The following is a 23,647-nucleotide window of genomic DNA, read 5'->3' as shown; positions in this document are numbered from 1 at the left end:
TACCTGCTTTATTACATCCAAACTATTGGATTTTTGGGTAAAAATAAATTAATAGAGTATATTGAGAATCAATTCTAAACCTTCAAAATTTAACATGTACACATCAATTAAAAAAGTAGTATTAAGTATCGCTACCCTTTGCCTACTAGCCTTTACCAGCTTTGGACAGAAAGTAAATCCTGAAACGGCCTTAAAAAGTTATATGGCCAATGGAGATAAGACTTATCAGTGGGAATTAAAGGATTCAGTTTCTTTAGGAACATCCAAAGGGTATAATGTCTTATTAACTTCACAAAAGTGGCAAAATATCACTTGGAAGCACCAATTGACCATCATCATACCTGCCAAAGTAAATTATGAAGGAGCTATGCTCTTTATTACGGGTGGTAGCAATAAGGATGAACAACCAAATTGGAGCAAAGAAGATAAAATGTGGAATTACTTGTCGATGGTGGCCGCAAAAAACCATGCGGTGGTAGCCTTAATTAAGCAAGTGCCTAATCAACCTCTTTATGGTGGAAAAACAGAGGATGAGTTAATCTCTTATACTTTACATCAATTTAGAGAAACAGGAGATCATTCTTGGCCATTATTGTTTCCGATGGTAAAATCAGCGGTGAGGGGAATGGATGCCATTCAAGAATTTGCTAATAAAAAAGCAGGAATTCAAATTAAGGACTTTGTCATTTCAGGAGCATCAAAAAGGGGATGGACTACGTGGTTATCATCTGCTATTGGGGATAAGCGAGTGAAGGCCATTGGGCCTATGGTGATTGATATGTTAAATATGCCCGCTACTTTGAATTATCAAAAAGATACCTATGGTGAATACAGTGACCAAATTGAAGACTATGTAAAATTGGGAATTCCGCAGGGCACTGGTACACCTACTGGTAAGGCTATTACTTCCATGATTGATCCCTACTCGTATCGAGCTTCCATGACCATTCCGAAAATTATTTTTATAGGTACTAATGACCCATATTGGACAGCTGATGCTATCAAACATTATTTTGATCAAATTCCTGGTAAAAACCTTATCCATTATGTACCCAATGCAGGCCATGATTTGGCTGGAGGCAAACAGGCCATTGAAGCATTAAGTGCTTTCTTTGGATTAAGTCTTCAAAATAAAGAAGTGCCTGTACCTACTTGGAATGTGGTGAAAGGTAAAGATGGTTTTGAATTAACTGTAAATGCTAATCCTACCGATTTAGAAGATGCGGCTATTTGGGGTACAACTTCCGCAGACCGTGATTTTAGGAATAATTTATGGCTAACTCAGCGGGTTAAGCCTGTGGGAAATACGGTTAAATACGTGATTCCTTATGTTAAAAAGGGCTATCAAGCATTTTATATGGACTTAAAGTACAAAGATCCTAATGGTGGAAGCTATACCATTAGTACAAGGATATTCACTACGGATACCGACAAAGTATTGTAATTCAAATTTTTTCCAAACACCCGATTGCCAATCAGTCGGGTGTTTTTTTATACCCATTCATTTCAATGATAGCTTTAAAGTGAACACCTTGAATAGGCTCAATTTTGGCCATTACTATTCTTAAATGCTAATTTATCTAAACCCACCAAAGATATATGGTTATTTAGATTTCATGATTAGCCGGTTTTATTACCTTATGTTCCATAATTTTTCCATAAGTTTGGTTCCTCAAAACCTATGGAACCTACATGAAAAAAGTATTTTTATTTTGTTGCGTTTTACTAGCTCAAACTGCTTGGGCACAGGAATTTAAAACTTTGATTCCCGCTGCGCAAGGACATCCGCGCTTATTGTTTTTCAAGGAAGATGAAGCTGTTATTCTTAAGAACATTCAGCGGGATACGCTTTGGGCAAATTTACATAGACAAATTTTGCAAGAGGCTGATGCTTTGCTCTTAAAGGAGCCTTTGATTCGTAAGCAAATTGGTCGTAGACTCTTGGGCGTTTCCCGTGAAATGCTACGAAGAACCTTGTTTTGGTCCTATGCTTACCGCTTGACAAAGCAGGCTAAATATGCTCAGAGGGCCGAAAGGGAATTGCTTCAAATTTGTCAATTTTCTGATTGGAATCCATCCCATTTTTTAGATGTGGCTGAAATGACGACGGCAGTGGCTATTGGCTATGATTGGTTATTTGAGGTATTATCTGCTGAATCAAAAAAAGTAATACAGTCGGCTATTCTGACCAAAGGAATTGAACCTTCCTATGATGAGCGTTATACCTCCTGGTTAAAAGCTAGCCATAATTGGAATCAGGTATGTAATGCCGGAATAAGTTTAGGTATTTTGGCCATTCAAGAGGATTATCCTGATAAAGCCAAAGAATTAATTCAGCGTGCCCAAAAATCCATCGTATTACCCATGAAAGATTATGCTCCCGACGGGGCTTATCCAGAGGGCTATGCCTATTGGGGATATGGAACTTCCTTTCAAGTATTATACAATGATGCCATTGAAAAGGTTTACGGCTCAGATTTTGGACTAAATCAATTACCCGGTTTTTATGCCAGTGCCAATTATTTGTTGCACATGACCGGACCTTCACAGAAAAATTTCAATTACTCCGATTCTGGAGATGGGATTGATTTTCATCCTGCCATGTTTTGGTTCGCCTCCAAAACAAAAAACACTAGTTTATTATTTACAGAAATCAACACCCTTAAAACAAGCCAGAATTTGGTGTCGGATAGGCTTTTACCCTTGGTAATGATTTGGGGTAAAGACTTATCCTTGGTCAATCAAGAAATACCCCAGCAATTAACTTATGTAGGTGGTGGCCCTAATCCGGTGGCCATGATGCGGACTTCTTGGACAGATAAAAATGCGCTGTATGTGGGTATAAAAGGTGGATCTCCATCCGTCAATCACGGGCACATGGATGTTGGTTCTTTTGTTTTTGATGCATTGGGAGAGCGTTGGGCGATGGATTTTGGTATGCAAAATTATGAGTCTTTAGAATCCAAAGGCGTGGGCATTTGGGGAAAAGAACAGAATTCCCAGCGTTGGGATGTTTTTCGGTATCATAATATGTCGCACAATAGCATAACCTTGAACAATCAATTACAAGCTGTTAAAGGCAAGGCTGAGGTAGTGACAAAACAAAATTCCAATAATCGAATGGCATTTAATCTAGATCTAAGTTCCCTATATCCCGAGCAAGCCACTGCGGTACATCGAGAAATAGCTATTGTCCAACAAAAACAGGTTGAAATAAGTGATGAGGTTTCCTCCATAAAACAAGGGGGAGAATTAGTTTGGACCATGCTAACTACAGCTGAGTTTCATGAAAATGGAGGCGGAAAAGCTTATTTGACTCAACATGGAAAGCGCTTGAATCTGAAGTTGACAGGCTTAAAAGGAAAATGGATTACTTGGTCTACACAGCCCAATCACGATTATGATGCTCCCAATCCTGGTACCCGATTTGTAGGTTTTAAAATAGCCACACAAACAGGTCAAAATTTGAAATATCAAGTGGTATTAGAACCCCAAAACTAGTTTTTATGTCCGCTTGGGTAAACTTGATCTAACCAGATACCCATTTTCATGAAAACGCTAAAGAGGCTTTTTCTCATTTCATGCGTTTCATTGGGGTACAATTCTAATTGTGTTTTGACGCCCAATTGACTTAGTTTGGTATACAAGTTTTTGGCTTGTTGAACATGGACAACCTCATCATTTTCACCATGAAAAATGATGGTTGGCACTCCGCTGGATGCCGTCACACGTAGCAGAGGACTAGATTCTTTCGCTAGGGGAGCATTGGGGTCAGCTACCCCCAAAAAGTTGGTAATGGTTTTGTCTGCTTCTATATTTTTGCCTCTAACCATAGGGTCGGTAAAGTCAGTTGGCCCAACGATATCGATTACGGTTTTAATTTCCTTGTTTTTGTCGGCCGTGTAAGCATACATCAAAGCTAAATAGGCCCCTGCACTAGCACCTAAAAGCCCAAATTCCCCTTTTTTATATCCCAGGCTGTCTGCTTTTGAATTCAGGAAATTGATGGCTTGTTGAATATCTTCTAATTGGGCTGGAAAGCGGTTTTGATCATTTTTTACTAATCGGTAATTGATGGATGCCAGGGCATAACCCTTTTTACCTGTTAGTAATTCAATCAAAGGTTTTGGTAATTGGTTTTTACTTCCTTTGGTCCAATATCCTCCATGGATGAATACCAGCATTTTGGTATGGGCATTTACTTGATTGGGTAAAAATATATCCAATAAATTTCTACCATCCTCTGCGCTTCCATAGGCTACATTTAGTATGGATTTATATGCAGCGGAATCGGCTCCTGTTTTTTCTATGGATGAAAAAGAGAGGAAAAGAAACAGTGGTAAAAGGTAAATACCACAGGTACGAAGCAAGCATTTTTTTATCATATCAACGAGTTACCTTTTACCATGTGCCCATGAGTTTTGTTACAGCCTTCCCTTATTACAGGTTTTTCTTTTTTAACTCAGCTACCGCATAATTTGCTGCACGTGCCGTTAAAGCCATGTAGGTTAATGATGGGTTCTGAGTGGAATTCGATGTCATACTAGCCCCATCCGTAACAAATACATTTTTACAATGATGTAACTGATTCCATTTATTTAATTGGGAGGTTTTAGGGTCATTTCCCATAATGACACCGCCCATTTCATGAATATCCAATCCCGGATTCCAAGTTTTCTTAGGGTTGGCTTTGATGTTTTTAAAGCCTGCCAAAGTCAACATTTCCGTCATTTGGTCTTGATAATCTTGCTCCATTTTGCGGTCATTATCATCAAAATCTACATGTAGGCGTGCCAACGGTACTCCCCAGTCGTCTTTTTGTGTGGCATCTAATTTGACATAATTAGCATGCTTAGGAATGGTTTCACCCATGAAATGAGAGCCAACGACCCAATTGCCATATTTCTTTTTGAATAAATTATCTTTTAATTCTTGGCCTAAACCATCTTGATTGCTTAAGATAGGTCGGCGGGCACTGAAGCCCGCTGCATAACCACGCAGGAAGTCGGTCTCCTGCTTAAATACATTTCGGAAGCGAGGAATATAACTTCCGTTTGGACGAATACCTTCTGTTTTACTTTCAAGCATACCTTCATATTCGGCCGACATCCCAGTGTGGAAATTATGGAAATGGATGTAATGCCCCATAAGCCCATTGTCATTGCCTAATCCATTAGGGAAACGGTGCGACTTAGAATTTAGTAAAATCAGGTTGGTGTTGATGGTAGCGGCATTTAAGAAGATAATTTTAGCATAAAAATGTATTTCTTCTTTGGTTTTGCTATCAATGACTTTCACTCCAGAGGCCTTTCCCGATTTTTCATCGTAGATGATGGAGTGAACAACTGAATTAGGTCTAAGTGTTAAATTACCTGTTTTTTCGGCCCATGGTAGGGTAGAAGAGTTACTGGAAAAATAGCCCCCATAAGGACAGCCCCTTTGGCATAAATCACGTTGCTGGCATTGTGCTCTACCTTGTTGAAAGTGGATAGGCTGAGGGTCAGTTAAGTGGGCGCATCGACCGATAATAACGGGACGAGTTCCTTTATAATGTTTTTTCATCTCGGCAGAAAAATGTTTTTCTACGCAAGATTGTTCGTGCGGCCGTAAAAACTCGCCGTCGGGCAATTGCTCCAAGCCATCTTTGTTCCCACTGATACCTGCAAATATTTCCACATGGCTATACCAGGGGGCTAGGTCTTGATAAGTGATGGGCCAGTGATTATCGAATCCATCACGCGCGGGTCCTTCAAAATCATATTTAGACCAGCGCTGGGTACCGCGAGCCCACAGAAGGGATTTTCCGCCTACTTGGTAGCCTCGTATCCAGTCAAATGGTTTCTCTTGAATGTATGGGTGTTCCTTATCCTTAACAAAAAAATGAGATGAATCTTCATTAAAAGCATAGCATTTGGTGGCGATGGGATTGGCATCCTTCATTTCTTTGGTTAAAGCACCTAAATGATCAAATTCCCAGGGTTCCTTTAAGGTAGTCGGGTAATCTACTATATGCTTAACATCGCGACCGCGTTCTAATACGAGCGTTTTTAATCCATTGTCGCACAATTCTTTGGCAGCCCAGCCACCGCTTATTCCTGAACCCACTACAATGGCGTCAAAGGTTCTTTGTTTTTTTGAATCTATATTGAAATTAGACATGTCTTGAGAGAATAAAACTTATTGAACTGGAACACAACCATGAAAAAAACCTGGAGCCATGGTATAATTTCTATGCTGAGTTAGGAAGTACTCAGAACTCATGTAGGAGGCCAGGGTTAATCCTTTTAAACGCTTGAAAAACTGGCTTTCCTCGGGTATGGAAGAATTTTGTAGGCTGGTCAAAAGACTGATTTGTTCCTGAGTGCTCAGCTGAGGAAATGTTTTTTGATAGCTTTGCTTTGCCGTATTACTAACCTTTTGCAAACCGTTTTGAAAGGCTTTTTGCTCCTCTAGGCTCATACAGTCTTTCACCATGCGTTCGATATAGAAATGAGCACCAATGGTTTTAGCTCCTGGGCTATCTGTTTCTGGAATAATGGCATTGACAATGGAGCCTAATAAATCAGTGTTGGGGCCATGTAAAGCGGTAAAAGATTGGGTATTCCACTGGTAAGCCCAATTGGGTAAAGCGGAAGTTCCCAAGACTAAACTTAGGTTTTTTAATGCGCTTCTTCTGTTCATGAGAATAGGTAGAGTGATGAAATTCTTTTCAAATTAGCTAAACAAAAATATTGAAATAAAAGCCATTTGTCAACCTGATTTACAGGCTTATAGACCAGCATGTTTTCCCGCAATATATCCTGTTGTCCAGGCGGCTTGGAAATTAAATCCTCCCGTTATTCCGTCAATATCGAGTAATTCTCCAGCAAAGTATAAGCCTGGAATTACTTTGCTTACCATGCTTTGTACATCTATTTCAGCCAGGTCAATTCCTCCGGCTGTCACGAATTCTTCTTTAAATGTTGTTTTGCCCATGACCTGATAGCGATCATTCAGTAAGGTATTAACTAATTTGTTTACTTGTTTTGGGTTGACCTCATTCCAACGGGAAGCGGGTAAAATTTCGTTTTTGGTGAGTAAGAAGTTCCAAAGACGAGTTGGTATAGGAAATGGACAATGATTGCTCATCATTTTGCCACCATGGATTTTCCTTGTCTGATCTAAGATGAGCCGAAGTTCTGATTCTTTCATCTCATCTAACCAATTTACTAAAATGGAAAATTGGTAATTTAATTCAGCTAGGATTCTAGCTCCCCAGGCGGATAATTGCAAAATAGCCGGACCGCTCATACCCCAGTGTGTTATCAGCAAAGGGCCCTTACCCAATAATTTTTGACCTTCAATGCGGACTGTTGCTTTCTCCACCACAAGTCCCATGAATTCCTTAATGGCTTCATTTGGCATATTGAAAGTGAAAAGGGAAGGAACTGGAGGAATAACAGTATGTCCTAGTGCCGACAGCCAAGCTAATCCACTTAATTTAGGTTGTCCACCGGTGGTGACAATCACCCGGTCTGCGGTGATGATTTTGTCTTTGCTGCGTAAAGTGAAACTTCCGTCTTCATGTTTTTCCATAGCCTCTATACTATGGTGCAACAATAATTCGATATCGAGTTTTTTTGATTCTCTTAAAAAACAATCCATGATGCTTTGCGAGCTATTTGATAGAGGGAATACGCAGCCATCTGGGTAGGTTTTTAAAACCACATTTCTTTGCTCAAACCACTCCATGGTATTGGCTGCATTGAATTGTTCAAAGGCTTTTTTCAGGAATTTCTCTCCTCTGGGATAATGTTCAGCTAATTTTCTGTTGTTGAATTCAGCATGACAGACATTACATCTGCCGCCACCCGAAATTTTCACTTTAGCCAAAAAGTGCGAGGTCTTTTCCAAGATTTGCACATGGGCTTGTGGATGGTGATATTTTGCCGATAAGGCGGCAAAAAAACCTGCTGCACCACCCCCGATAACACTAATTCGTAAATCCTTTGACATTATTTTCTACCGTGCAAAATCCCTAATCCCTTATCACTAATCCCTAAAACCTAATCCCTAATCCCTAATCCCTTATCTCTAATCCCTATCCCCTAATCTCTATTTTCTAAAATTCCAAGTGCTTGATTTTATCATTTTTCAGCAATTGGCTGGCAATCAAATGATGTGCTTTTTCTGAACCTTGAACTGTAAGATTGAAGGTGAAATCTTTGCCAGATTTTATTTTTTGAGAATATAGAATTTTCATTTTTAGCTTTTTGAAAAGCAGCTCCACATGTTTGTAATCAAAGCTTTCAGAATATTCAAATATCAACGTATATACACGTACGTGATTTAGTTTACTGATAAAATTTTGAACCAAAATAAAAGCGCTCAATATGATAATGACGATGGCCGAGGTGAAACAAGCTAATAATTCAAATCCTGCTCCAATGGTCATCCCCAAGGCTGAAACCACCCAAATGGTAGTGGCTGTGGTTATACCTGTAACCCGATCTTTTTCTCTAAATATCACTCCAGCTCCCAGGAAACCTATACCTGTCAATACGTTAGCCGCAATTCTATCTTGGCTTCCTATGCCTATTTTGTAGGAAAGTATGGTGAAAATACATGATCCCACACATACCAAAATCATGGTTCTTAAACCGGCTGATTTGGAACGATATTCCCTTTCAAGGCCTATGATGGCCCCTATCAGGATAGAAAGTAAAATTCGTTCTAGGTCGATATACATGAGAAATTAAATTTTCAATACAAACGGAATTTAACTCAATTTGTTGGATTTTTAGCCATGTTTGTTTCAAGCTTTAAGGATTTAAAATGGAATAGGGATGGGGTCAATGTTCTTTACTGGGAATAATTTTAAATTCCGTTTAAACATAAAAATTCTTGCTCTATGCTTTCTTGAGGCATATTTGTCCCAAAACATTTAAAAAGTACTCATTTTTAAATATTTTATTAAACGGTACATAGGTTATAGTATCATTTTGATAAAATTTTGCCAATATTGCAGCATATTCTACTCTTTAATAATAATATTTATTAAAATTTAACCTTATGAATCAAGATTACGAAAACCACACCCGGTATTATCATTTGCATCATTTTATTGTATTACCACTTGCCTTTTTCTTATTTATTTGGACGATTGAATTGACTTTGGAAGATCCTGTCGACAATTGGCTTTATTTAGTGGTAGGCGTTTTATTTATTTTAATTTCATTCATTACTCGCATTTATGCGAACAAAAACCAAGATCGTATCATTCGCTTAGAAATGCGCTTGCGTTACTTTCAATTGACCAATTTGCCTTTCACAGAAAAGGAAAATTTATTGAGTATCAAACAAATTGTTGCCCTTCGATTTGCCGGCGATAACGAGTTGTTGGGTTTAATTGACAAGACCATCCTTGAGGATTTAAAACCTAAAGAAATCAAGAAGTCCATTGTGGAATGGCATGGTGATTTTTTAAGGGTTTAATTTACCCTATTGAAATTTTTTAAGAAACAAAAAAGGCCAATGTGACATTGGCCTTTTTGATTTATTTTTTCTGTTCCGAAAGGAAGGTAATTAGGGAAGCAAACTCCTCATAGGATAGTTCATTGGTTAATCCATCGGGCATCATGGATGTTTCCATTTCTTTTCTAGAACGTATATCGGCTGTGCGAATGCTAGTGATTTGTCCGCTTATATCTCTCATGACAATTCGCTCTGGAGATTCAGCTGTCACAAATCCCATGTGCTCTTTTTTATCCTTAGTTGTGATTAATACGGTAACAAAACCTTGGGAAATGGATGCATTTGGTTTTAAAATGGATTCGGCAATTTGCTCCCGACTCATGATTGCTCCAATTTGACCCATGAATGGCCCCTTTAAGGTTTCACCACTTTTCAAACTATGACAAACTACGCAACCTTGTTTCGTAAATAGGGCTCTTCCTGTTGCGGGATTGCCTTTGATTTGAGCCATAGCTAACATGACGTCTTCTATGGATGCATTTCCGATTTGTCCTTTTTTATTACGGATTGAGGCCAAGTCGATTTTCGGTTCATCTTTAGCAAGGATATTGGTATTACTACCTAATACAGCAATTTCCATTTGATTCTTTTCATTTAAATCAACGAAATAAGCTTTATCTGACTCTTTTGCTTGTTGGAATTCATTCAATAAAAAACTCTTGATAATAGGGCTAGACTCCCAGTCGACCGTCTTATAATATGGACCATGTCCATTAGGCTTAGTGCTCCACCAATACTCTCCCTCATAGTCTGCTTCTTTTTTGTACAAGCGGGCTATATTAGCCAATAACTGTTTTTTTAAGCCAGGGTCAGTCGATTTTTTGTAGGCGGCGATTAAACCATTCACCGCTTTTGGTTGGTGCATATAACGCAATGCCCATAAGGCGATGGTCGAATTCGGACCAGCGATGGCCTTCACACAAGCATCCACCGCATTTAGCTTTACTAGGGCTTGAACGGCAACGTGGGCAGGAATGATGGCTGAATTGGGTGTAGCGTGAGGGCCCTCTTGATCTTTGGGAGGAGCTACAAATGAATTGGGTACTTTAACTTGTAAAAGAGCTGGAATAGCTTCCGCTTTGCCTAAACGACCCAGTGCGATGGCGGCACTCACACGAACTCTAGGTGAGGCATCCTTTAAAGCAGCGATGATTGCTTGGGTAGGTACTAACTTATTTTTGGTTTTGCGGTCTGCCATAGCTCTAATAGCCAATTCTTTGACATCCTTGTCAGTCAATAATTTTACTAATTGCAATATACCCTGTTCATTAGTTGCTTGAGCATAGGTGAATATACCGGCTGAACGTGCATAAAGTGGGGCCTTTTTATCTGTTGCCAATTTCCATGCTAGGGAAGAGGTTACTTTTAAATCCCTGTTTAAAAGTTCTTGTTGAGCGTTTAATCGAGCTACTGCACTATTCGACTGTAATAATTGGGCTAATTCATTCGTCGATAATTTACTAAGCTGTGGGAATGCTTTGTAGGTCCAGCCTTTAGGGACAGCACGCACAACGAAACCTTTATTGGGATTACCCGAATATCCGGCACCATCCCAAGCCGCTAAGTACAGTCGGCCTGAACCATCGACATCTAAATCCGTGATTTGCTTTAACTTTATAAAAGTCTCATCTTTCTGCGTATAGCTAGCACCGTCCGGACTTACTCGATGAATGTATAGCATACTGTTTCCCCAATCTGCCATCATGGGTACTTGGTTATATTTAGCTGGCCAAGTAGGTTCATCCATGAACAGAGAACCCGTTCCTGAACCACCCCCAACATCCACCAAAGCAGGTAGGATTTCTTCAGTAAAATGTTTAAATAACAAAGGATAACCGTATTCTCCAGATTGAATGTGGTGACTGAAACGGATATTCCATCCAGCGCCATCATTGGTATTATCACGGGTGAAAATATTCATGTAGGGGTCAATTGCCACATCATAGATATTTCTTGTTCCATGCGTATATACTTCCATTTCAGTACCATCAGGTCTTACTCGGACAATTCCTCCGCCAAGCATGGTGATTTTCTTTCCACTGCGATCTGTGGCATTATGAAATCCAAAATCGCCTGCGGCAATGTATATCCAGCCATCTATACCCATTCTGATGCCATTGGTGGCATGGTCAGTTCCTCTACTCTGTAAAAATTTAGGGGAACTGATGTGCTGAATCAAGGGACTTGAAGGTCCATCGGCCACGCCGTCTTTGTTTTTATCTTCAAAAACCACTAAATCCATACCAGTTGCTTTCTTGGTTTCTGGCGAGAAAACAGTGTGAAGGACATATAGTTTATCCCCCAATGAAATGATTCCTCGTGGGTTATCAACCATGGCAAATTTACTTTGCTGGTCTACTCGGCCATCATTATTGGAATCAATTAATTTTAAGATATAACCTTTACCGGGTGTTTTACCCAAAGAGCCGATTTGGTCAATTCCTACAAAAACCTCTCCCGTGGCGGCTACAGCAATACAAGCTGGACTTGGAGTAAGATCTGCCGAAGCAAAATTACTTACCTGAATATCCTGAGTAGGCCAAGCTGAGGCATTGGATAGGGTATCTGCTACAAAGTGAGTATTGGTTTTTTTATTTGAAACTGAAGTTGGAAGGAATTGGAAACCCCAGAAAATCAGAAATGAATAAATTAAACTCAGTGACAATTTTAACATATTGGATAGGTTGAGTGTTTTTTGGACAATGGAAGGCAAAAATAAGATTTTTCCTCAAAAAACATTCAGGTGCTTACCGGGTATATAAAGTTTTTATTTTACGGAGGGATTTGATTTTTTGGCTAATTCAAAAGGTAAAAATGAAATGGACTCTCTCCTCATTTCCATTTTTACCAACCTATTTTGTGTAAGTAATAATTATATTTTATCGATTTTTTGATACAAAAAAATAGCTAATCAGCAGGATAAAAATGAATATTTTACACTTATTTGGCCAATAAAAGGATTTTTGACCTATTTTTAATTTGTCCAGGAAGACAAAAATTTCTGAAAAAAATTAGGCTAATTTAAAAATCAAATTACCTTTGCATTTACCATTCTATAATAAAGTTTGAGCTGTTCTATAATAAGTATCCCTCCGGTTATTTCACCAACGAAGCTACAGAGTCTTTTGCTGTTGTCCCTACCGACATTGGAGCGTATTTTTTTCCAGCCATGCTAATGTCAAACCGAAATAATTGAATTAGAAAATGTTAATTTACATAGTCGCTTTCAAACTCATTATTTCACTGGTATTGGCGGTGTTTAACTTTCGAGTAAACAAAAACACCATTTATCTAACAGGATTTTTAGTAACCATTGCCTTATCTGGTCTTTTGCATTACTTTGCTTTTATGGGGGACAATGAGTCCTTGATGGCGGTATTTAATTACCATATTACCCCAACCTATTATCTGTTTGGCCCATTTTTGTTCTTTTATGTTCGAGGAACCCTGACAGACCGAAACAAGCTTTCTCAAAAAGACTATTTACATTTCATACCGGCTGTATTTTCCTTTTTATCGATTTTGCCATTCTATTTTAAAGATTGGGACTATAAACTTGTTGTTGCTCGAAAGATAATTGATAATCCGGAGGTGCTTAAAGTTTGGAATGAAGGGGTGCTCTATCCAAGTTATTTTAATGTATTAGGTCGGCCTTTCTTTTTCATGATTTATTTAATTGCGACCCTTGCCTTATTTCTCAGGTATAATCGCACTTTAGGTAAATATGGTCCGGTATCTGCTCAAAAGACATTAATAAAACGGTGGTTGATTTGGTTGATTTCTTTATCTACCCTAGCCTGTGCAAGCTATCTGATAGGGGCTCTCATGTTTATATTCTCAGATGTGGTCAACAAAGAAATGGTCAATTCATCCCCTCTGGGTTATTTGACAGGCATATTTTTCTTGACCATTCCTTTATTGATTTTAGCATTTCCTCCCATCCTTTATGGAATTCCTATCCACAAAAAGGGTAGAAGAAGAAGTTTTGAACATAAAGTCAATGCAAGTGATGTCTATTCTTTTGTGGGTAAAACAGATGATTCATTCCAACAGGATGCCATTTATATTTTAGATCAAATTCATCAAGAAAAATGGTATTTAGATCCTGATTTTAATGTTGATTTCTTAGCCTTGAAATTGGATATTCCCAAACACCATATTTATTATTGTTTCAATTATATCATCAAGTCGAAGTTTACCAAATTAAGGGCGCAGTTGCGAATTGCGCATGCAAAGGCTCTTTTGGAGGAAAACAAGTCGGTTAATCTTAGCCAAGAGGAAATGGAAGCTATTGCTATGGCTTCAGGCTTTGGAACCTTATATCGTTTTATTAGTGCTTTTCAAGAAGAGGAAGGTACTACTCCGATGGAATACATCCGGAAATTATAAATCATTCCTGGTTTTTGAGGGCGGTGTATTTTGAATCCTAGCTGGCGCTTCCTGGATTATGTTTCAAAATTTATACCCTATTTTGAATAATTTTCTTTGGGAAAGGATAGAAATTACTAATTTTTCATGTAGCTTAATTTCTTAATTGACCAATCAATAATTTCATTGAAATATGCACTACCGTCGTCTAGGCAAAACGAATTTGCAAGTATCCATTCTCGGTTTTGGAGCCTCTCCCTTGGGAAATGTTTTTGAGGAATGTGATGAAAAAGAAGGTATTGCTGCGGTTCATTATGCCCTAGATCATGGGGTTAATTTTGTGGATGTGGCTCCTTTTTACGGGATTACCCTTGCAGAAACACGCTTAGGAAAAGCCTTAAAAGGAAAAAGACAGGATGTGTATTTGGCCACCAAAGCGGGGCGTTATGATTTGCGGGAATTTGATTTTTCTTATCAAAAAATTCTCAGCAGCATAGATGATTCATTACGAAGGCTACAAACTGATTATGTAGATTTATACCAATTGCATGATATAGAGTTTGGTTCTAAAGAACAAGTACTTAATGAGGCAATACCAGCCATAGAGGCGGTAAAAAAATCTGGTAAAGCTAGGTTTGTGGGAATTACAGGATTGCCTGTCAATTATTTAGCGGCAATAGCCCGTGAAGTAGAAATAGATACCGTTCTTTCCTGGGCCCATTATAATTTATTGCAAGATGAAATTAATGCAGAATTAGTCCCACTATCTAAGGAGTTAGATTTTGGTTTAATGAATGCAGCTCCTTTGATGCAAAGAATTCTCTCGGATGCCGCTTTGCCTGTTTGGCATAATGCGCCTGAAGAAGTAAAATCTCTTCAACCTCATCTATTAGCTATTTGTCAAAAGTATCAGGTTCGCCTAAGTGATGTTGCTTTGAGGTTTGCCATGGATCACCCTGATATTGCGACCACCATTGTGGGCATGTGTGACATGAAAACCATCCGTGAAAATGTGTCAGCTGTGGATTTTATCATTCCTGATGGTTTATTATTTGAATTAGAACAAGTTATTGCTCCTGTAAAAAACCGGATGTGGTTTGAAGGGAGACCAGAAAATAATATCGCTAGAAAGCACTAAACCTAGAATTCAATGAAAGCATTGTTTTTGACCGAAATAGGTAAAACAGAAGTAAGAGAAATAGAAAAACCCGTACCCAAAGCAGGAGAAGTATTACTTCGAATTGGTATGGTGGGTTTTTGTGGGGGAGATTTAAATGGCTTTAAAGGGCTTTTTGAATTACAAGAATACCCCAATGTCCTAGGTCATGAAGTGGGTGCCACCATTGAAGAGATTGGACCCGAGGTTCCAGCAGCATGGCAGGTAGGTCAGCGGGTAACCATATACCCATATTTAAACTGCGGCACCTGTGTTTCATGTCGAAAAGGCCGCAGAAATGCCTGTCAAGATAACAAAACGATGGGGGTTCGGAGGCCAGGAGCTATGACACGCTATATTACCATTTCATGGCAGGATTTATATACATCTTCAACTTTGTCCCTGCAAGAGTTGGCTTTGGTAGAGCCTTTGACCGTAGGTTTCCATGCGGCGGCAAGGGGGCAAGTGACCGGAACTGATACCGTAGCTGTTATGGGTTGTGGTATTGTGGGTATGGGCGCTATTGCATCAGCTGTTCATCGAGGAGCGAAGGTGATAGCGATTGATTTGGATGATTCAAAATTAGAAATTGCTAAAAAAATAGGTGTTCAATACACCATCAACCCTGCTAAGGATGATTTGCACGAGGCTTTAGTCAAGGTGACACAAGGCGATGGTCCGGATGTAATCATTGAAGCGGTGGGTAGCCATATTACTTACCGGGCTGCCGTAGAAGAGGTAGCTTACACCGGTAGGGTCGTGTGTATTGGATATGCCAAAAAGCCAGTAGAATTTAATACTGGGGTATTTGTGAGAAAGGAAATTGAAATTGTAGGATCTCGCAATTGTACGAATGAATTCCCTGAGGTGATCGCATATTTAGAATCTGGAAAATTCCCGATAGATGCGGTTATCAGTCAGGTGGTTCCAATAGAAGAAGCAGGAAAGGCTTTAGCCGACTGGGCAAAAGATGCGCAGGGCATAGTAAAAATTATGGTGAATTTTGGAGAATAATATATGATGCAGTCTTGTGCCACCATAGCATTAGTACCTCAAATAAAGGCAGGGCCTTGGATATTTTGGGAAGATTTAGACGCCAGTATGGCCCAGGCTGCCAGCTTGGGTTTTGATGCCATCGAGCTTTTTACGGCAGATGCCCAAAGTATTGATCAAGGCCGACTTCAAGAATTATTAAGTAGCTATCAATTAAAATTAGCGGCTGTAGGTAGTGGAGCTGGAAAAGTCATACATGGTTTAACACTCAGTGACCCTAATCCCGCCATCCGTCAGCAAGCGATTTCTTTTGTTGAATCCATGATGGATTTTGGATCTAAATTCGGTGCCGTATGCATCATTGGTTCTATGCAGGGAAATGCATTGCCAGATCGTAGGGAGGAATCGTTAGCTTATTTACAAGAGGCCTTGGAATATTTGGGGACGCATGCCGGACAACTAGGAGTTCCTTTGATTTATGAACCTCTGAATCGATATGAGACTAATCTTTTTAACACCTTGGGTGCAGGTAGGGCATTTTTAGAGGGACTATCTACCCGACATATCCTTTTGCTGGCAGATTTATTCCATATGAACATTGAGGAAGTAGATATAGCCCAAAGTATCTTGGATAATGGGCCTTGGATAGGTCATGTACATTTAGCCGATTCTAATCGTAGACCTATGGGAATGGGACATACCTCGATGCAAGAAATTGCAGAAGCCTTGAAGCAAATTAATTACCAGGGTGCCATTTCAGCGGAGGCTTTCCCTTGGCCAAATCCTTTAGAGGCTGGGAAACAAACCATGAAAACCTATCGTCAATATTTTAAAAATTAAACTTTTACCTATGCAGCGATTTTGTTTAGCCTTAGACCTTGTGGATGATCCCATGCTAATTCAAGAATATGAACAATACCATGCCCCTGGAAGTGCTTGGCCAGAAGTTACGCAGCATGATATAGATGCCGGCATTACGAACATTGAGATATTTCGCACTGGGAATCGAATGTTTATGATATTGGAAACAGACGATGCTTTTACCTTTGAGAAAAAAGCAATCTTTGATGCGACTAATCCAAAAATAGCCGCTTGGGAAGAATTAATGTGGAAGTTTCAAAAGCCACTCCCTTGGGCTAAGCCCGGTCAAAAGTGGATTTTGATGGATCGTATATTTAAGTCATAAAAATAGGCCAGCAGGTAATGCTGGCCTATTTTTTTAATGCTGGTGATGCTCTGCGGTTCTGTAATGTTCTTTGAGTAAATCAGTCCCAAAATCCCCTCGGAAATCTCTCCAAACGGTATGGATGTGGTTGGCATTATCTTGGGTATTGTCAAATTCTACCAAAAATGACTTTCCTTGAATTCGGTAATAATGGGCTTTTTTACGTTCTGTATTACCCGCCCAAGCAAATTTGACGGCATTGAAATCTTCATTGGCAATATGCTTTAAGCGCATCTCCGCTATTTTCGGAGGCATTGCCGACAAATAATGCATGATTAATTGGTTCAAGCTAGCTTTTTGTTGGACGCTCATTTCTTTCACAGAAATACCTTCATCGGGTAGTGGTCCTACATGTACCGAATTGGTAGTCACCACTTCATTGAAAGTGCTTAAACTAAAAATGGCTTTGGCTTTTTGTTTATCCGACATGGAGTTAATTAATTCCAAGGCCATATCTTCTTCATCCTTCATTAATCGAGTTCCTTTTCTTTCGCCTGATTCGGCTTCAGCAGGGTATACCCCAAAGAAGAAAGGAGCATAGGATAATTTATCATCCACGATGGTAAAGTTGAGCGCTATGTGATGTCCTCCAAATTTCCATCCCCAAACATTATCCTTACTGGGGTCACCGTAAAAAGCTACGAATTGATTTTCAGGAATTCTACTCGGGTTTTTGGGTTGAATTTCTTTCAAATAATATTCAAAATCCATGATGTCGCGTGTTTTCTTAAAGCCTTTTTCACTTAAATAAACTTGCATGAAATCATAGAGCAATTGTTTCTGGTTGGCATCCATATCCTTCACCACGGTGCCATGTCGAGCTACCATGGTAGGAGGCAGGAAGTGCCAGTTGAAACGGGTCACGGCATCAAAGGGATACAATGCCCTACTTTTTTGTGCGTCGCTCAGGGATTGGATAAAAGCCATGGCTTTCTGTACTCCCGGACTGTTGGATTGGGCTATACTCCAAAATGGAGCAATGCCCAAGAACAAACAGCCTAGTAAAAAAATGCATTTTCTTTTCATGTAAATGGTTGATTGAGGTTTCAATATTTAGTATTTGATGGATACTTTTTTGCCAGTTTTTACCGCTTCAAAGATGGCTTCAATGATTTTCATATCTTTTAAGCCTTCTTCTCCATCCACAGGTATTTTGGGAACGCGGCCATCGTGTATGATCCCGGCAAATTCATCCATTTGTGTGGTTTGATGTGTTATGTGTGGAAAGCTCAATTCCCCTTTATTGGTTTTCGCTTTGATAGGCCCATAGCCTGTCGATGGCATCATTTCAGCAAATCCTTTGGTGCCATTCAAATAAAATTTGTCCAAATTGTTGAGAGCGTAGGTCGATAAACATGAAGCCACCGCCCCACTCGGGAATCCCATTTGGAATTGTATGGTTTCATCCACTCCTTCCTTGAATTTCTCTGGATCGGTTTTGGTTTCTTGGGCAGTAACCCAGCTAGGTTCTTCACCTACCATGTACCGTGCGCCGTTGATGGAATAAATACCAATGTCCATCATGGATCCTCCCCCTGCTAATTGTTTGTTTAGTCGCCATTGTTTAGGGTCACCAATGATAAAACCTGATAGGCCTTGGAAGAATAAAATTTTACCAAATTCACCTGCTTCTCTTTTCTTGATGATTTCTAAGGTATTAGGCTCAAAGTGCATGCGATAGCCAATCAGTAATTTGACACTTGCTTTTTTGCAAGCATCAATCATGCGTTGAGCATCTTTCACATTCGTGGCCATTGGTTTTTCACTAATGACATGTTTTCCTAGATTGGCGACTTGAATGGCAAACTCTGGATGTCGACTATTTGGAGTCATGATGTACACGGCATCGATGTCCGGATTATTCTTGATTTTATTTAACTCTTCATACGAAAAGCGATGGGATTTTGGGACATTGTATTTATCACCCCATTGATCTAATTTGCTCGGAGTACCACTGATTAATGCTGTTATCTTGGCCCTTTTACAATTTTGCATAGCTTTCGCTACGATATTGGCATAGCCCCCTAGACCTAATAAGGCCACTTTTAACACAGGTCCATCTTCAAGGGTATTGAGACTTTCTGCCTTGGATTCACTGGGAGAGATAAATGGTATGGCTAATAATGGAGCAGAGACCATTTGAATGAAATTTCTACGAGAACTCATCGTTGATTCAAAATTTAAATAGGTGATGATTAATGCCTTAAAACTAAAGAATTTAAAGATAAAATGGATGTAAATTTTATTTATCCTTCTCAAATGGGCTTTGTGAGCAATATGCGCTATTTTTGTTTTTACTATTTGACTAAACCTAGATAAAAATGATGAAAATTTGCCATTACTTGGGCCTATTCTTGTGCCTGATAATTACGCCAATACAAGCTCAAAAAAGTACAGCGTATTTTAAGAAAATTCAAAAATCTTACCTTAATACACAGGAGCCTTTGGTGATGATTGCTGCTCATCGAGGAGCTCATTTGGATGAACCAGAAAACTCCTTGGCTGCTTTGCGAAAAACCATAGAATTAGGTGTAGACATCATGGAATTGGATGTGCGCTTTACCAAGGATAAGAAAATGGTCTTAATGCATGATAAAAAAGTGGATAGAACTACCAATGCCAAGGGTTTGGTATCGGATTTCACCTTTGAGGAAATCAGAAAATTACGTTTGAAGCATCGGGAAAATTTAAGCAATGAGCAAATCCCGACCTTGGAGGAGGCTTTTCAATTAGCCAAAGGAAAAGTATTAATTGATTTGGATATCAAAGATGACGCTACCTTGGATTCCATCATTGTACTCGTGAATCGAATGAAAATGGAGAAGAATTGCTTCTTTTTTGTCTATGAACCGGAGGAGATTTTCATGTTACAAAAGCTGAATAAGAACTTTCAAATCATGATTCGCACTGAAAATGAGGAGGCGGTTAAAAAACTAGTAGCCTCAGGTGCCAAGCCGCAGGCCGTTCACATTGATCCCAGTCATTATACAATGGAGGTAGTTAATGCCATCAAAAAAATTCCTGCACGCGTCTGGATTAATTCCTTGGGAGCAGTAGATTTTAAGGCATCCCAACAGCCTCAGGCATTTGAGGAAGTATTGAAATTGGGTGCCAACATGATTCAAACAGATCAACCAGCTAAATTAAAGGAATACTTAAAAAGCCAAGGGAAATATAGATGAGGGATTAGTGATTAGTTTTTAGTGATTAGGGATTGGGGTTTGTGTTCCGTCCTGAAAAAGTAGATAGTTAAAACTATTTATTTTTTCAGGACGGTACAGGAGTTGATTAATTCCTCATTTAAATAGCTAGCTTTTGCCTTTAAATCACCTTAAGTTCTTTTCCAACCTTGGTAAAAGCAGCGATGGCTTTGTCTAAATGCGATTTGTCATGTGCGGCGGATAGTTGTACCCGAATTCTCGCTTTCCCTTGAGCCACTACTGGATAGAAGAAACCAACCACATAGATACCCTCTTCCAACATACGTGCTGCAAAAGTCTGAGCTATTTTAGCATCATACAACATCACAGGGACAATCGGATGAAAGCCTGGTTTAATATCAAAGCCTGCTGCAGTCATTTTCTCCCTGAAATAGGCGGTGTTTTCGGCTAATTTATCCCGTAGGGAAGTGGATTCGGTCAATAGATCCAAGACCTCTATTGAGGCAGCAGTAATGGCAGGAGCTAAGGTATTAGAAAATAAATAAGGTCTTGAGCGTTGACGTAATAGCTCAATAATCTCTTTTCTACCGGAGGTAAATCCTCCAGATGCCCCACCCAAGGCTTTTCCCAAGGTTCCAGTGATGATATCAATTCTACTCATTACATTAAAATGCTCATGCGTTCCTCTTCCTGTTTTACCGATAAATCCGCTAGCATGGCATTCGTCTATCATGACTAAGGCTTGGTATTTATCAGCCAAATCACAAATTTTATCCAATGGTGCTACAGAGCCATCCATGGAGAATGCCCCATCGCTCACAATGATGCGGTGGCGACAATCCTTAGCAGCTATTAATTGCTTTTCTAGGTCCTCCATGTCGATGTTCTTATAACGGAAACGTTGAGCCTTGCACAATCGAACTCCGTCTATGATGGAAGCATGGTTAAGTTCATCCGAAATAATGGCATCTTCTGCCGAAAACAAGGGTTCAAAAACACCCCCATTGGCATCAAATGCTGCCGCATATAAAATAGTGTCTTCTGTCCCCAAAAATTCGGAGATTTTTTGTTCTAAAGCTTTGTGTATGTCCTGCGTTCCGCAAATAAAACGAACTGAGGATAAGCCAAATCCATGCGTATCAATACCCTTTTTACCAGCCTCTATCACCCGAGGATGGGAGGATAATCCCAAATAATTATTGGCGCAAAAATTAATAACTTCTTGTCCAGTATTTAATTGTATATCAGCGCCTTGTGGGCTAGTGATGATGCGTTCTTGTTTGAATAATCCAGCGTCTTTGATGGATTGTAATTCTTCTTGTAAAGGTCCTTGTAATGTCTGGTACATAGTTGTTGAAGTATTATTTTCGAAGGTTACTGATCATATCTTGGGTTAATTTGCTCAGGTCAAATTCAGGTTTCCAAGCCCAATCACGTTGTGCCATTTGGTCATCGATAGAGGCTGGCCATGAATCTGCTATGGCTTGTCTTGGGTCGTGTGAAGCATATTTTAATTGAAAATGTGGTATATGCTTTTTGATTTCCTCGGCTAAGATTTCGGGTGTAAAACTTAATCCAGCAAAATTATAACTGGAGCGTATTTGTATTTTATCTGCTGGAGCATCCATGAGTTCGATAGTTCCTCGGATGGCATCATCCATGTACATCATGGGTAGTTCTGTACCTTCAGATAAAAAGGATGAATAAGATCCCTTTTTTAAGGCTTCATGAAAAATATGGATGGCATAGTCGGTAGTACCGCCCCCTGGGGCTGCTTTCCAAGAAATTAAACCTGGATAGCGTATACTGCGCACGTCTAATTGGTACTTCTGGTGGTAATATTCACACCAGCGCTCTCCGGCCAACTTACTGATGCCATAAACCGTATTCGGGTCCATGGTGCAGTATTGAGGGGTTTGCTGTTTGGGTGAATTCGGACCAAAGACCGCAATGGAACTAGGCCAATACACTTTAGCTGTTTTATAGGCTAAAGAGAAATCAAGTACATTCAAAAGGCCGTTCATATTTAAATCCCAAGCCAATTTTGGGTTTTGTTCACCCGTGGCAGAGAGCAATGCAGCTAATAAATAAACTTGAGTTGGCTGGTATTTTTGATATATATCTTTCAGCATGTCTTTGTCCAAGACATTGACAAATTCAAAAGGGCCAGCATGTAAGGTTTCGTAATCCGGGCGGCGAATATCACAAGCTACGACGTTGTCGTTATGATAAGCCTTTCGTAGGGAGTTGACTAGTTCAGTACCAATTTGACCATTGGAACCCAGAACCAAAATTTTTTCTGACATATGCTTGTTGATGAGTAGGTAGGCAAAGGTAGAAAAATTGTAAGTCCATTGTGTCCTAAGATGAAGGGAAAAAACAGGAAAAGGTAAAAGGTGATTAAAATCTTAAAAGAAAATGATCACCCATTACCTGAGTATCAAAATCAATAGCTCGACTTATTTTTCTTCTCTTTTTTTGCTTCCTTTTTCTCCTTTGGAGTTTTGGTTGCTTCTTTTTTCTCCGTTTTTTTGGAATTCATTCCCTTGGCCATATCAGTGTAGGTTTGATGGTTTCATAATGACTGCAAGGAAGGTAAAATATGATGAATTGCCAAGGTTTAGCTCGTCCTTGGTATGGACTTTTCAGATTATTGGCTAATTTTAATTCAATTTCTAAACCTAATTCATACCATATGTTTCTTGTCTTACTTACTTTCACCTTGTTCTTTGGTGGAACTTCTTCTACCTTTTTTGACTTTTCGGCTCAAGCCAATCAAGCTAAAAATAATTTTCCTGTAAATCGGCCAGCTCGAGTACAAAAGAATGGCCAAGGTATATACTTACTTAGCGCTGCCAAGGGTAAGGCCATTGGACCTGATATTAAGTTCATGCCCGAATACCAGGCTTTCGGTTGGTTTACCGCTAAGGACCGTGTAGAATGGGAGGTGGATATTCAGAAAGAGGGTGATTACCAGGTAGAAATTGAATATTCTGTCGATAATGCAGAGGCTGGAAAAGAATTTGTTTTGTCGAGCCCTCATGCACAATTAGTCAGTAAAGTGTTGCCAAGTGGGAGTTGGGAAACCTATAAAACCCTAAAACCCGGGAAAATACATTTGAAACAGGGAATTCAGAAAATCGTATGTAAGTCCAAAACTCAATTCAAATCAGGCGCTGTGCTGGATTTACGAGCTGTAATATTGAAATAATTCCTTGTAGACAGGCAGCA

20 protein-coding genes are annotated in these 23,647 nt (G+C 39.4%); 10 read left to right on the top strand and 10 right to left on the bottom strand.

Features of this window, described 5'->3' with window-relative positions; translation table 11 throughout:
• Nucleotides 1-94: 94 nt before the first annotated feature.
• A complete protein-coding gene (locus SKC36_RS04365; protein ID WP_459454422.1) occupies nt 95-1,444 on the top strand; it encodes a PhoPQ-activated pathogenicity-related family protein in 1,350 nt (449 codons plus the stop codon).
• A gap of 248 nt (nt 1,445-1,692) precedes the next feature.
• Nucleotides 1,693-3,501, top strand: a complete 1,809-nt coding sequence (locus tag SKC36_RS04360; RefSeq protein ID WP_459464880.1) for a heparinase II/III domain-containing protein — start codon at nt 1,693-1,695, stop codon at nt 3,499-3,501.
• On the opposite strand, the gene SKC36_RS04355 is transcribed toward SKC36_RS04360, so the two are convergent.
• From SKC36_RS04355 to SKC36_RS04335, 5 genes are all read right to left on the bottom strand, one after another.
• On the bottom strand, nt 3,498-4,385 hold the full coding sequence (locus SKC36_RS04355; protein WP_459464878.1) for an alpha/beta hydrolase fold domain-containing protein: 888 nt from the start codon (nt 4,383-4,385) through the stop codon (nt 3,498-3,500). The two genes, SKC36_RS04360 and SKC36_RS04355, sit on opposite strands and share 4 nt — an antisense overlap.
• A 55-nt stretch (nt 4,386-4,440) precedes the next feature.
• Nucleotides 4,441-6,159 carry a GMC oxidoreductase gene (locus SKC36_RS04350; RefSeq protein WP_459454425.1) on the bottom strand — a complete coding sequence of 573 codons (1,719 nt, stop codon included), beginning with the start codon at nt 6,157-6,159 and terminating at the stop codon, nt 4,441-4,443.
• Between the two features lie 18 nt (nt 6,160-6,177).
• On the bottom strand, nt 6,178-6,681 hold the full coding sequence (locus SKC36_RS04345; protein ID WP_459464876.1) for a gluconate 2-dehydrogenase subunit 3 family protein: 504 nt from the start codon (nt 6,679-6,681) through the stop codon (nt 6,178-6,180).
• Between the two features lie 87 nt (nt 6,682-6,768).
• Complete coding sequence (locus tag SKC36_RS04340) at nt 6,769-7,995, bottom strand: BaiN/RdsA family NAD(P)/FAD-dependent oxidoreductase (RefSeq protein WP_459464874.1); 1,227 nt, start codon at nt 7,993-7,995, stop codon at nt 6,769-6,771.
• A 106-nt stretch (nt 7,996-8,101) separates the two neighbouring features.
• Entirely contained in the window at nt 8,102-8,728 is a 627-nt protein-coding gene (locus SKC36_RS04335) for an MgtC/SapB family protein (protein ID WP_459454428.1), read from the bottom strand.
• Between the two features lie 323 nt (nt 8,729-9,051).
• On the opposite strand from SKC36_RS04335, the gene SKC36_RS04330 reads away from it, so the two are divergent.
• Nucleotides 9,052-9,474: a DUF6526 family protein gene (locus SKC36_RS04330; protein WP_459464872.1), complete on the top strand. Its 423-nt coding sequence runs from the start codon at nt 9,052-9,054 to the stop codon at nt 9,472-9,474.
• A 61-nt stretch (nt 9,475-9,535) separates the two neighbouring features.
• Here SKC36_RS04330 and SKC36_RS04325 read toward each other — a convergent pair whose 3' ends face one another.
• Nucleotides 9,536-12,187, bottom strand: a complete 2,652-nt coding sequence (locus SKC36_RS04325) for a DUF7133 domain-containing protein (protein ID WP_459464870.1) — start codon at nt 12,185-12,187, stop codon at nt 9,536-9,538.
• A gap of 530 nt (nt 12,188-12,717) precedes the next feature.
• Between SKC36_RS04325 and SKC36_RS04320 the strand changes: the two genes are divergently transcribed.
• From SKC36_RS04320 to SKC36_RS04300, 5 genes are all read left to right on the top strand, one after another.
• Nucleotides 12,718-13,902: an AraC family transcriptional regulator gene (locus SKC36_RS04320; RefSeq protein WP_459454431.1), complete on the top strand. Its 1,185-nt coding sequence runs from the start codon at nt 12,718-12,720 to the stop codon at nt 13,900-13,902.
• A gap of 172 nt (nt 13,903-14,074) precedes the next feature.
• Nucleotides 14,075-15,019 carry an aldo/keto reductase gene (locus SKC36_RS04315; protein ID WP_459464868.1) on the top strand — a complete coding sequence of 315 codons (945 nt, stop codon included), beginning with the start codon at nt 14,075-14,077 and terminating at the stop codon, nt 15,017-15,019.
• Nucleotides 15,020-15,031: 12 nt separating this feature from the next.
• Nucleotides 15,032-16,051, top strand: coding sequence for a zinc-binding alcohol dehydrogenase family protein (locus SKC36_RS04310; RefSeq protein ID WP_459464866.1), 1,020 nt, complete (start codon nt 15,032-15,034; stop codon nt 16,049-16,051).
• A gap of 3 nt (nt 16,052-16,054) precedes the next feature.
• Nucleotides 16,055-16,870 carry a TIM barrel protein gene (locus SKC36_RS04305; RefSeq protein WP_459464864.1) on the top strand — a complete coding sequence of 272 codons (816 nt, stop codon included), beginning with the start codon at nt 16,055-16,057 and terminating at the stop codon, nt 16,868-16,870.
• A gap of 10 nt (nt 16,871-16,880) precedes the next feature.
• Nucleotides 16,881-17,216 (top strand): L-rhamnose mutarotase, encoded by a 336-nt coding sequence (locus SKC36_RS04300; protein ID WP_459454435.1) that lies wholly within the window; start codon nt 16,881-16,883, stop codon nt 17,214-17,216.
• A 33-nt stretch (nt 17,217-17,249) separates the two neighbouring features.
• Here SKC36_RS04300 and SKC36_RS04295 read toward each other — a convergent pair whose 3' ends face one another.
• Both SKC36_RS04295 and SKC36_RS04290 read right to left on the bottom strand, forming a co-directional pair.
• Nucleotides 17,250-18,281 carry a DUF3500 domain-containing protein gene (locus SKC36_RS04295; RefSeq protein ID WP_459464862.1) on the bottom strand — a complete coding sequence of 344 codons (1,032 nt, stop codon included), beginning with the start codon at nt 18,279-18,281 and terminating at the stop codon, nt 17,250-17,252.
• Between the two features lie 27 nt (nt 18,282-18,308).
• On the bottom strand, nt 18,309-19,421 hold the full coding sequence (locus tag SKC36_RS04290) for a Gfo/Idh/MocA family protein (protein ID WP_459464860.1): 1,113 nt from the start codon (nt 19,419-19,421) through the stop codon (nt 18,309-18,311).
• Nucleotides 19,422-19,576: 155 nt separating this feature from the next.
• Here SKC36_RS04290 and SKC36_RS04285 point away from each other — a divergent pair, with 155 nt between their 5' ends.
• The gene (locus tag SKC36_RS04285; protein ID WP_459464858.1) at nt 19,577-20,437 is read left to right on the top strand and encodes a glycerophosphodiester phosphodiesterase family protein; all 861 of its coding nucleotides are present in this window, start codon (nt 19,577-19,579) and stop codon (nt 20,435-20,437) included.
• 139 nt (nt 20,438-20,576) lie between these two features.
• Here the strand turns inward: SKC36_RS04285 and kbl are convergent, their stop codons facing one another.
• Nucleotides 20,577-21,764, bottom strand: a complete 1,188-nt coding sequence (gene kbl / locus SKC36_RS04280; RefSeq protein ID WP_459464856.1) for a glycine C-acetyltransferase — start codon at nt 21,762-21,764, stop codon at nt 20,577-20,579.
• Nucleotides 21,765-21,777: 13 nt separating this feature from the next.
• Entirely contained in the window at nt 21,778-22,722 is a 945-nt protein-coding gene (locus SKC36_RS04275) for an NAD-dependent epimerase/dehydratase family protein (protein WP_459464854.1), read from the bottom strand.
• Nucleotides 22,723-23,018: 296 nt separating this feature from the next.
• On the opposite strand from SKC36_RS04275, the gene SKC36_RS04270 reads away from it, so the two are divergent.
• Entirely contained in the window at nt 23,019-23,627 is a 609-nt protein-coding gene (locus SKC36_RS04270; protein ID WP_459464852.1) for a carbohydrate-binding protein, read from the top strand.
• Nucleotides 23,628-23,647: the final 20 nt, after the last annotated feature.

It is taken from the genome of Aquirufa sp. OSTEICH-129A (assembly GCF_054558355.1).
This window is presented reverse-complemented; position numbering and strand designations above follow the sequence as displayed.

What these genes read in the sequence shown, in the direction of transcription:
- SKC36_RS04325 (WP_459464870.1), bottom strand. Translation starts at nt 12,187, where the DNA reads ATGTTAAAATTGTCACTGAGTTTAATTTATTCATTTCTGATTTTCTGG.
- SKC36_RS04340 (WP_459464874.1), bottom strand. Translation starts at nt 7,995, where the DNA reads ATGTCAAAGGATTTACGAATTAGTGTTATCGGGGGTGGTGCAGCAGGT.
- SKC36_RS04305 (WP_459464864.1), top strand. Translation starts at nt 16,055, where the DNA reads ATGATGCAGTCTTGTGCCACCATAGCATTAGTACCTCAAATAAAGGCA.
- SKC36_RS04270 (WP_459464852.1), top strand. Translation starts at nt 23,019, where the DNA reads ATGATGAATTGCCAAGGTTTAGCTCGTCCTTGGTATGGACTTTTCAGA.
- SKC36_RS04345 (WP_459464876.1), bottom strand. Translation starts at nt 6,681, where the DNA reads ATGAACAGAAGAAGCGCATTAAAAAACCTAAGTTTAGTCTTGGGAACT.
- SKC36_RS04310 (WP_459464866.1), top strand. Translation starts at nt 15,032, where the DNA reads ATGAAAGCATTGTTTTTGACCGAAATAGGTAAAACAGAAGTAAGAGAA.
- SKC36_RS04300 (WP_459454435.1), top strand. Translation starts at nt 16,881, where the DNA reads ATGCAGCGATTTTGTTTAGCCTTAGACCTTGTGGATGATCCCATGCTA.
- SKC36_RS04330 (WP_459464872.1), top strand. Translation starts at nt 9,052, where the DNA reads ATGAATCAAGATTACGAAAACCACACCCGGTATTATCATTTGCATCAT.
- SKC36_RS04290 (WP_459464860.1), bottom strand. Translation starts at nt 19,421, where the DNA reads ATGAGTTCTCGTAGAAATTTCATTCAAATGGTCTCTGCTCCATTATTA.
- SKC36_RS04360 (WP_459464880.1), top strand. Translation starts at nt 1,693, where the DNA reads ATGAAAAAAGTATTTTTATTTTGTTGCGTTTTACTAGCTCAAACTGCT.
- SKC36_RS04315 (WP_459464868.1), top strand. Translation starts at nt 14,075, where the DNA reads ATGCACTACCGTCGTCTAGGCAAAACGAATTTGCAAGTATCCATTCTC.
- SKC36_RS04365 (WP_459454422.1), top strand. Translation starts at nt 95, where the DNA reads ATGTACACATCAATTAAAAAAGTAGTATTAAGTATCGCTACCCTTTGC.
- SKC36_RS04335 (WP_459454428.1), bottom strand. Translation starts at nt 8,728, where the DNA reads ATGTATATCGACCTAGAACGAATTTTACTTTCTATCCTGATAGGGGCC.
- kbl (WP_459464856.1), bottom strand. Translation starts at nt 21,764, where the DNA reads ATGTACCAGACATTACAAGGACCTTTACAAGAAGAATTACAATCCATC.
- SKC36_RS04295 (WP_459464862.1), bottom strand. Translation starts at nt 18,281, where the DNA reads ATGAAAAGAAAATGCATTTTTTTACTAGGCTGTTTGTTCTTGGGCATT.
- SKC36_RS04355 (WP_459464878.1), bottom strand. Translation starts at nt 4,385, where the DNA reads ATGATAAAAAAATGCTTGCTTCGTACCTGTGGTATTTACCTTTTACCA.
- SKC36_RS04320 (WP_459454431.1), top strand. Translation starts at nt 12,718, where the DNA reads ATGTTAATTTACATAGTCGCTTTCAAACTCATTATTTCACTGGTATTG.
- SKC36_RS04275 (WP_459464854.1), bottom strand. Translation starts at nt 22,722, where the DNA reads ATGTCAGAAAAAATTTTGGTTCTGGGTTCCAATGGTCAAATTGGTACT.
- SKC36_RS04285 (WP_459464858.1), top strand. Translation starts at nt 19,577, where the DNA reads ATGATGAAAATTTGCCATTACTTGGGCCTATTCTTGTGCCTGATAATT.
- SKC36_RS04350 (WP_459454425.1), bottom strand. Translation starts at nt 6,159, where the DNA reads ATGTCTAATTTCAATATAGATTCAAAAAAACAAAGAACCTTTGACGCC.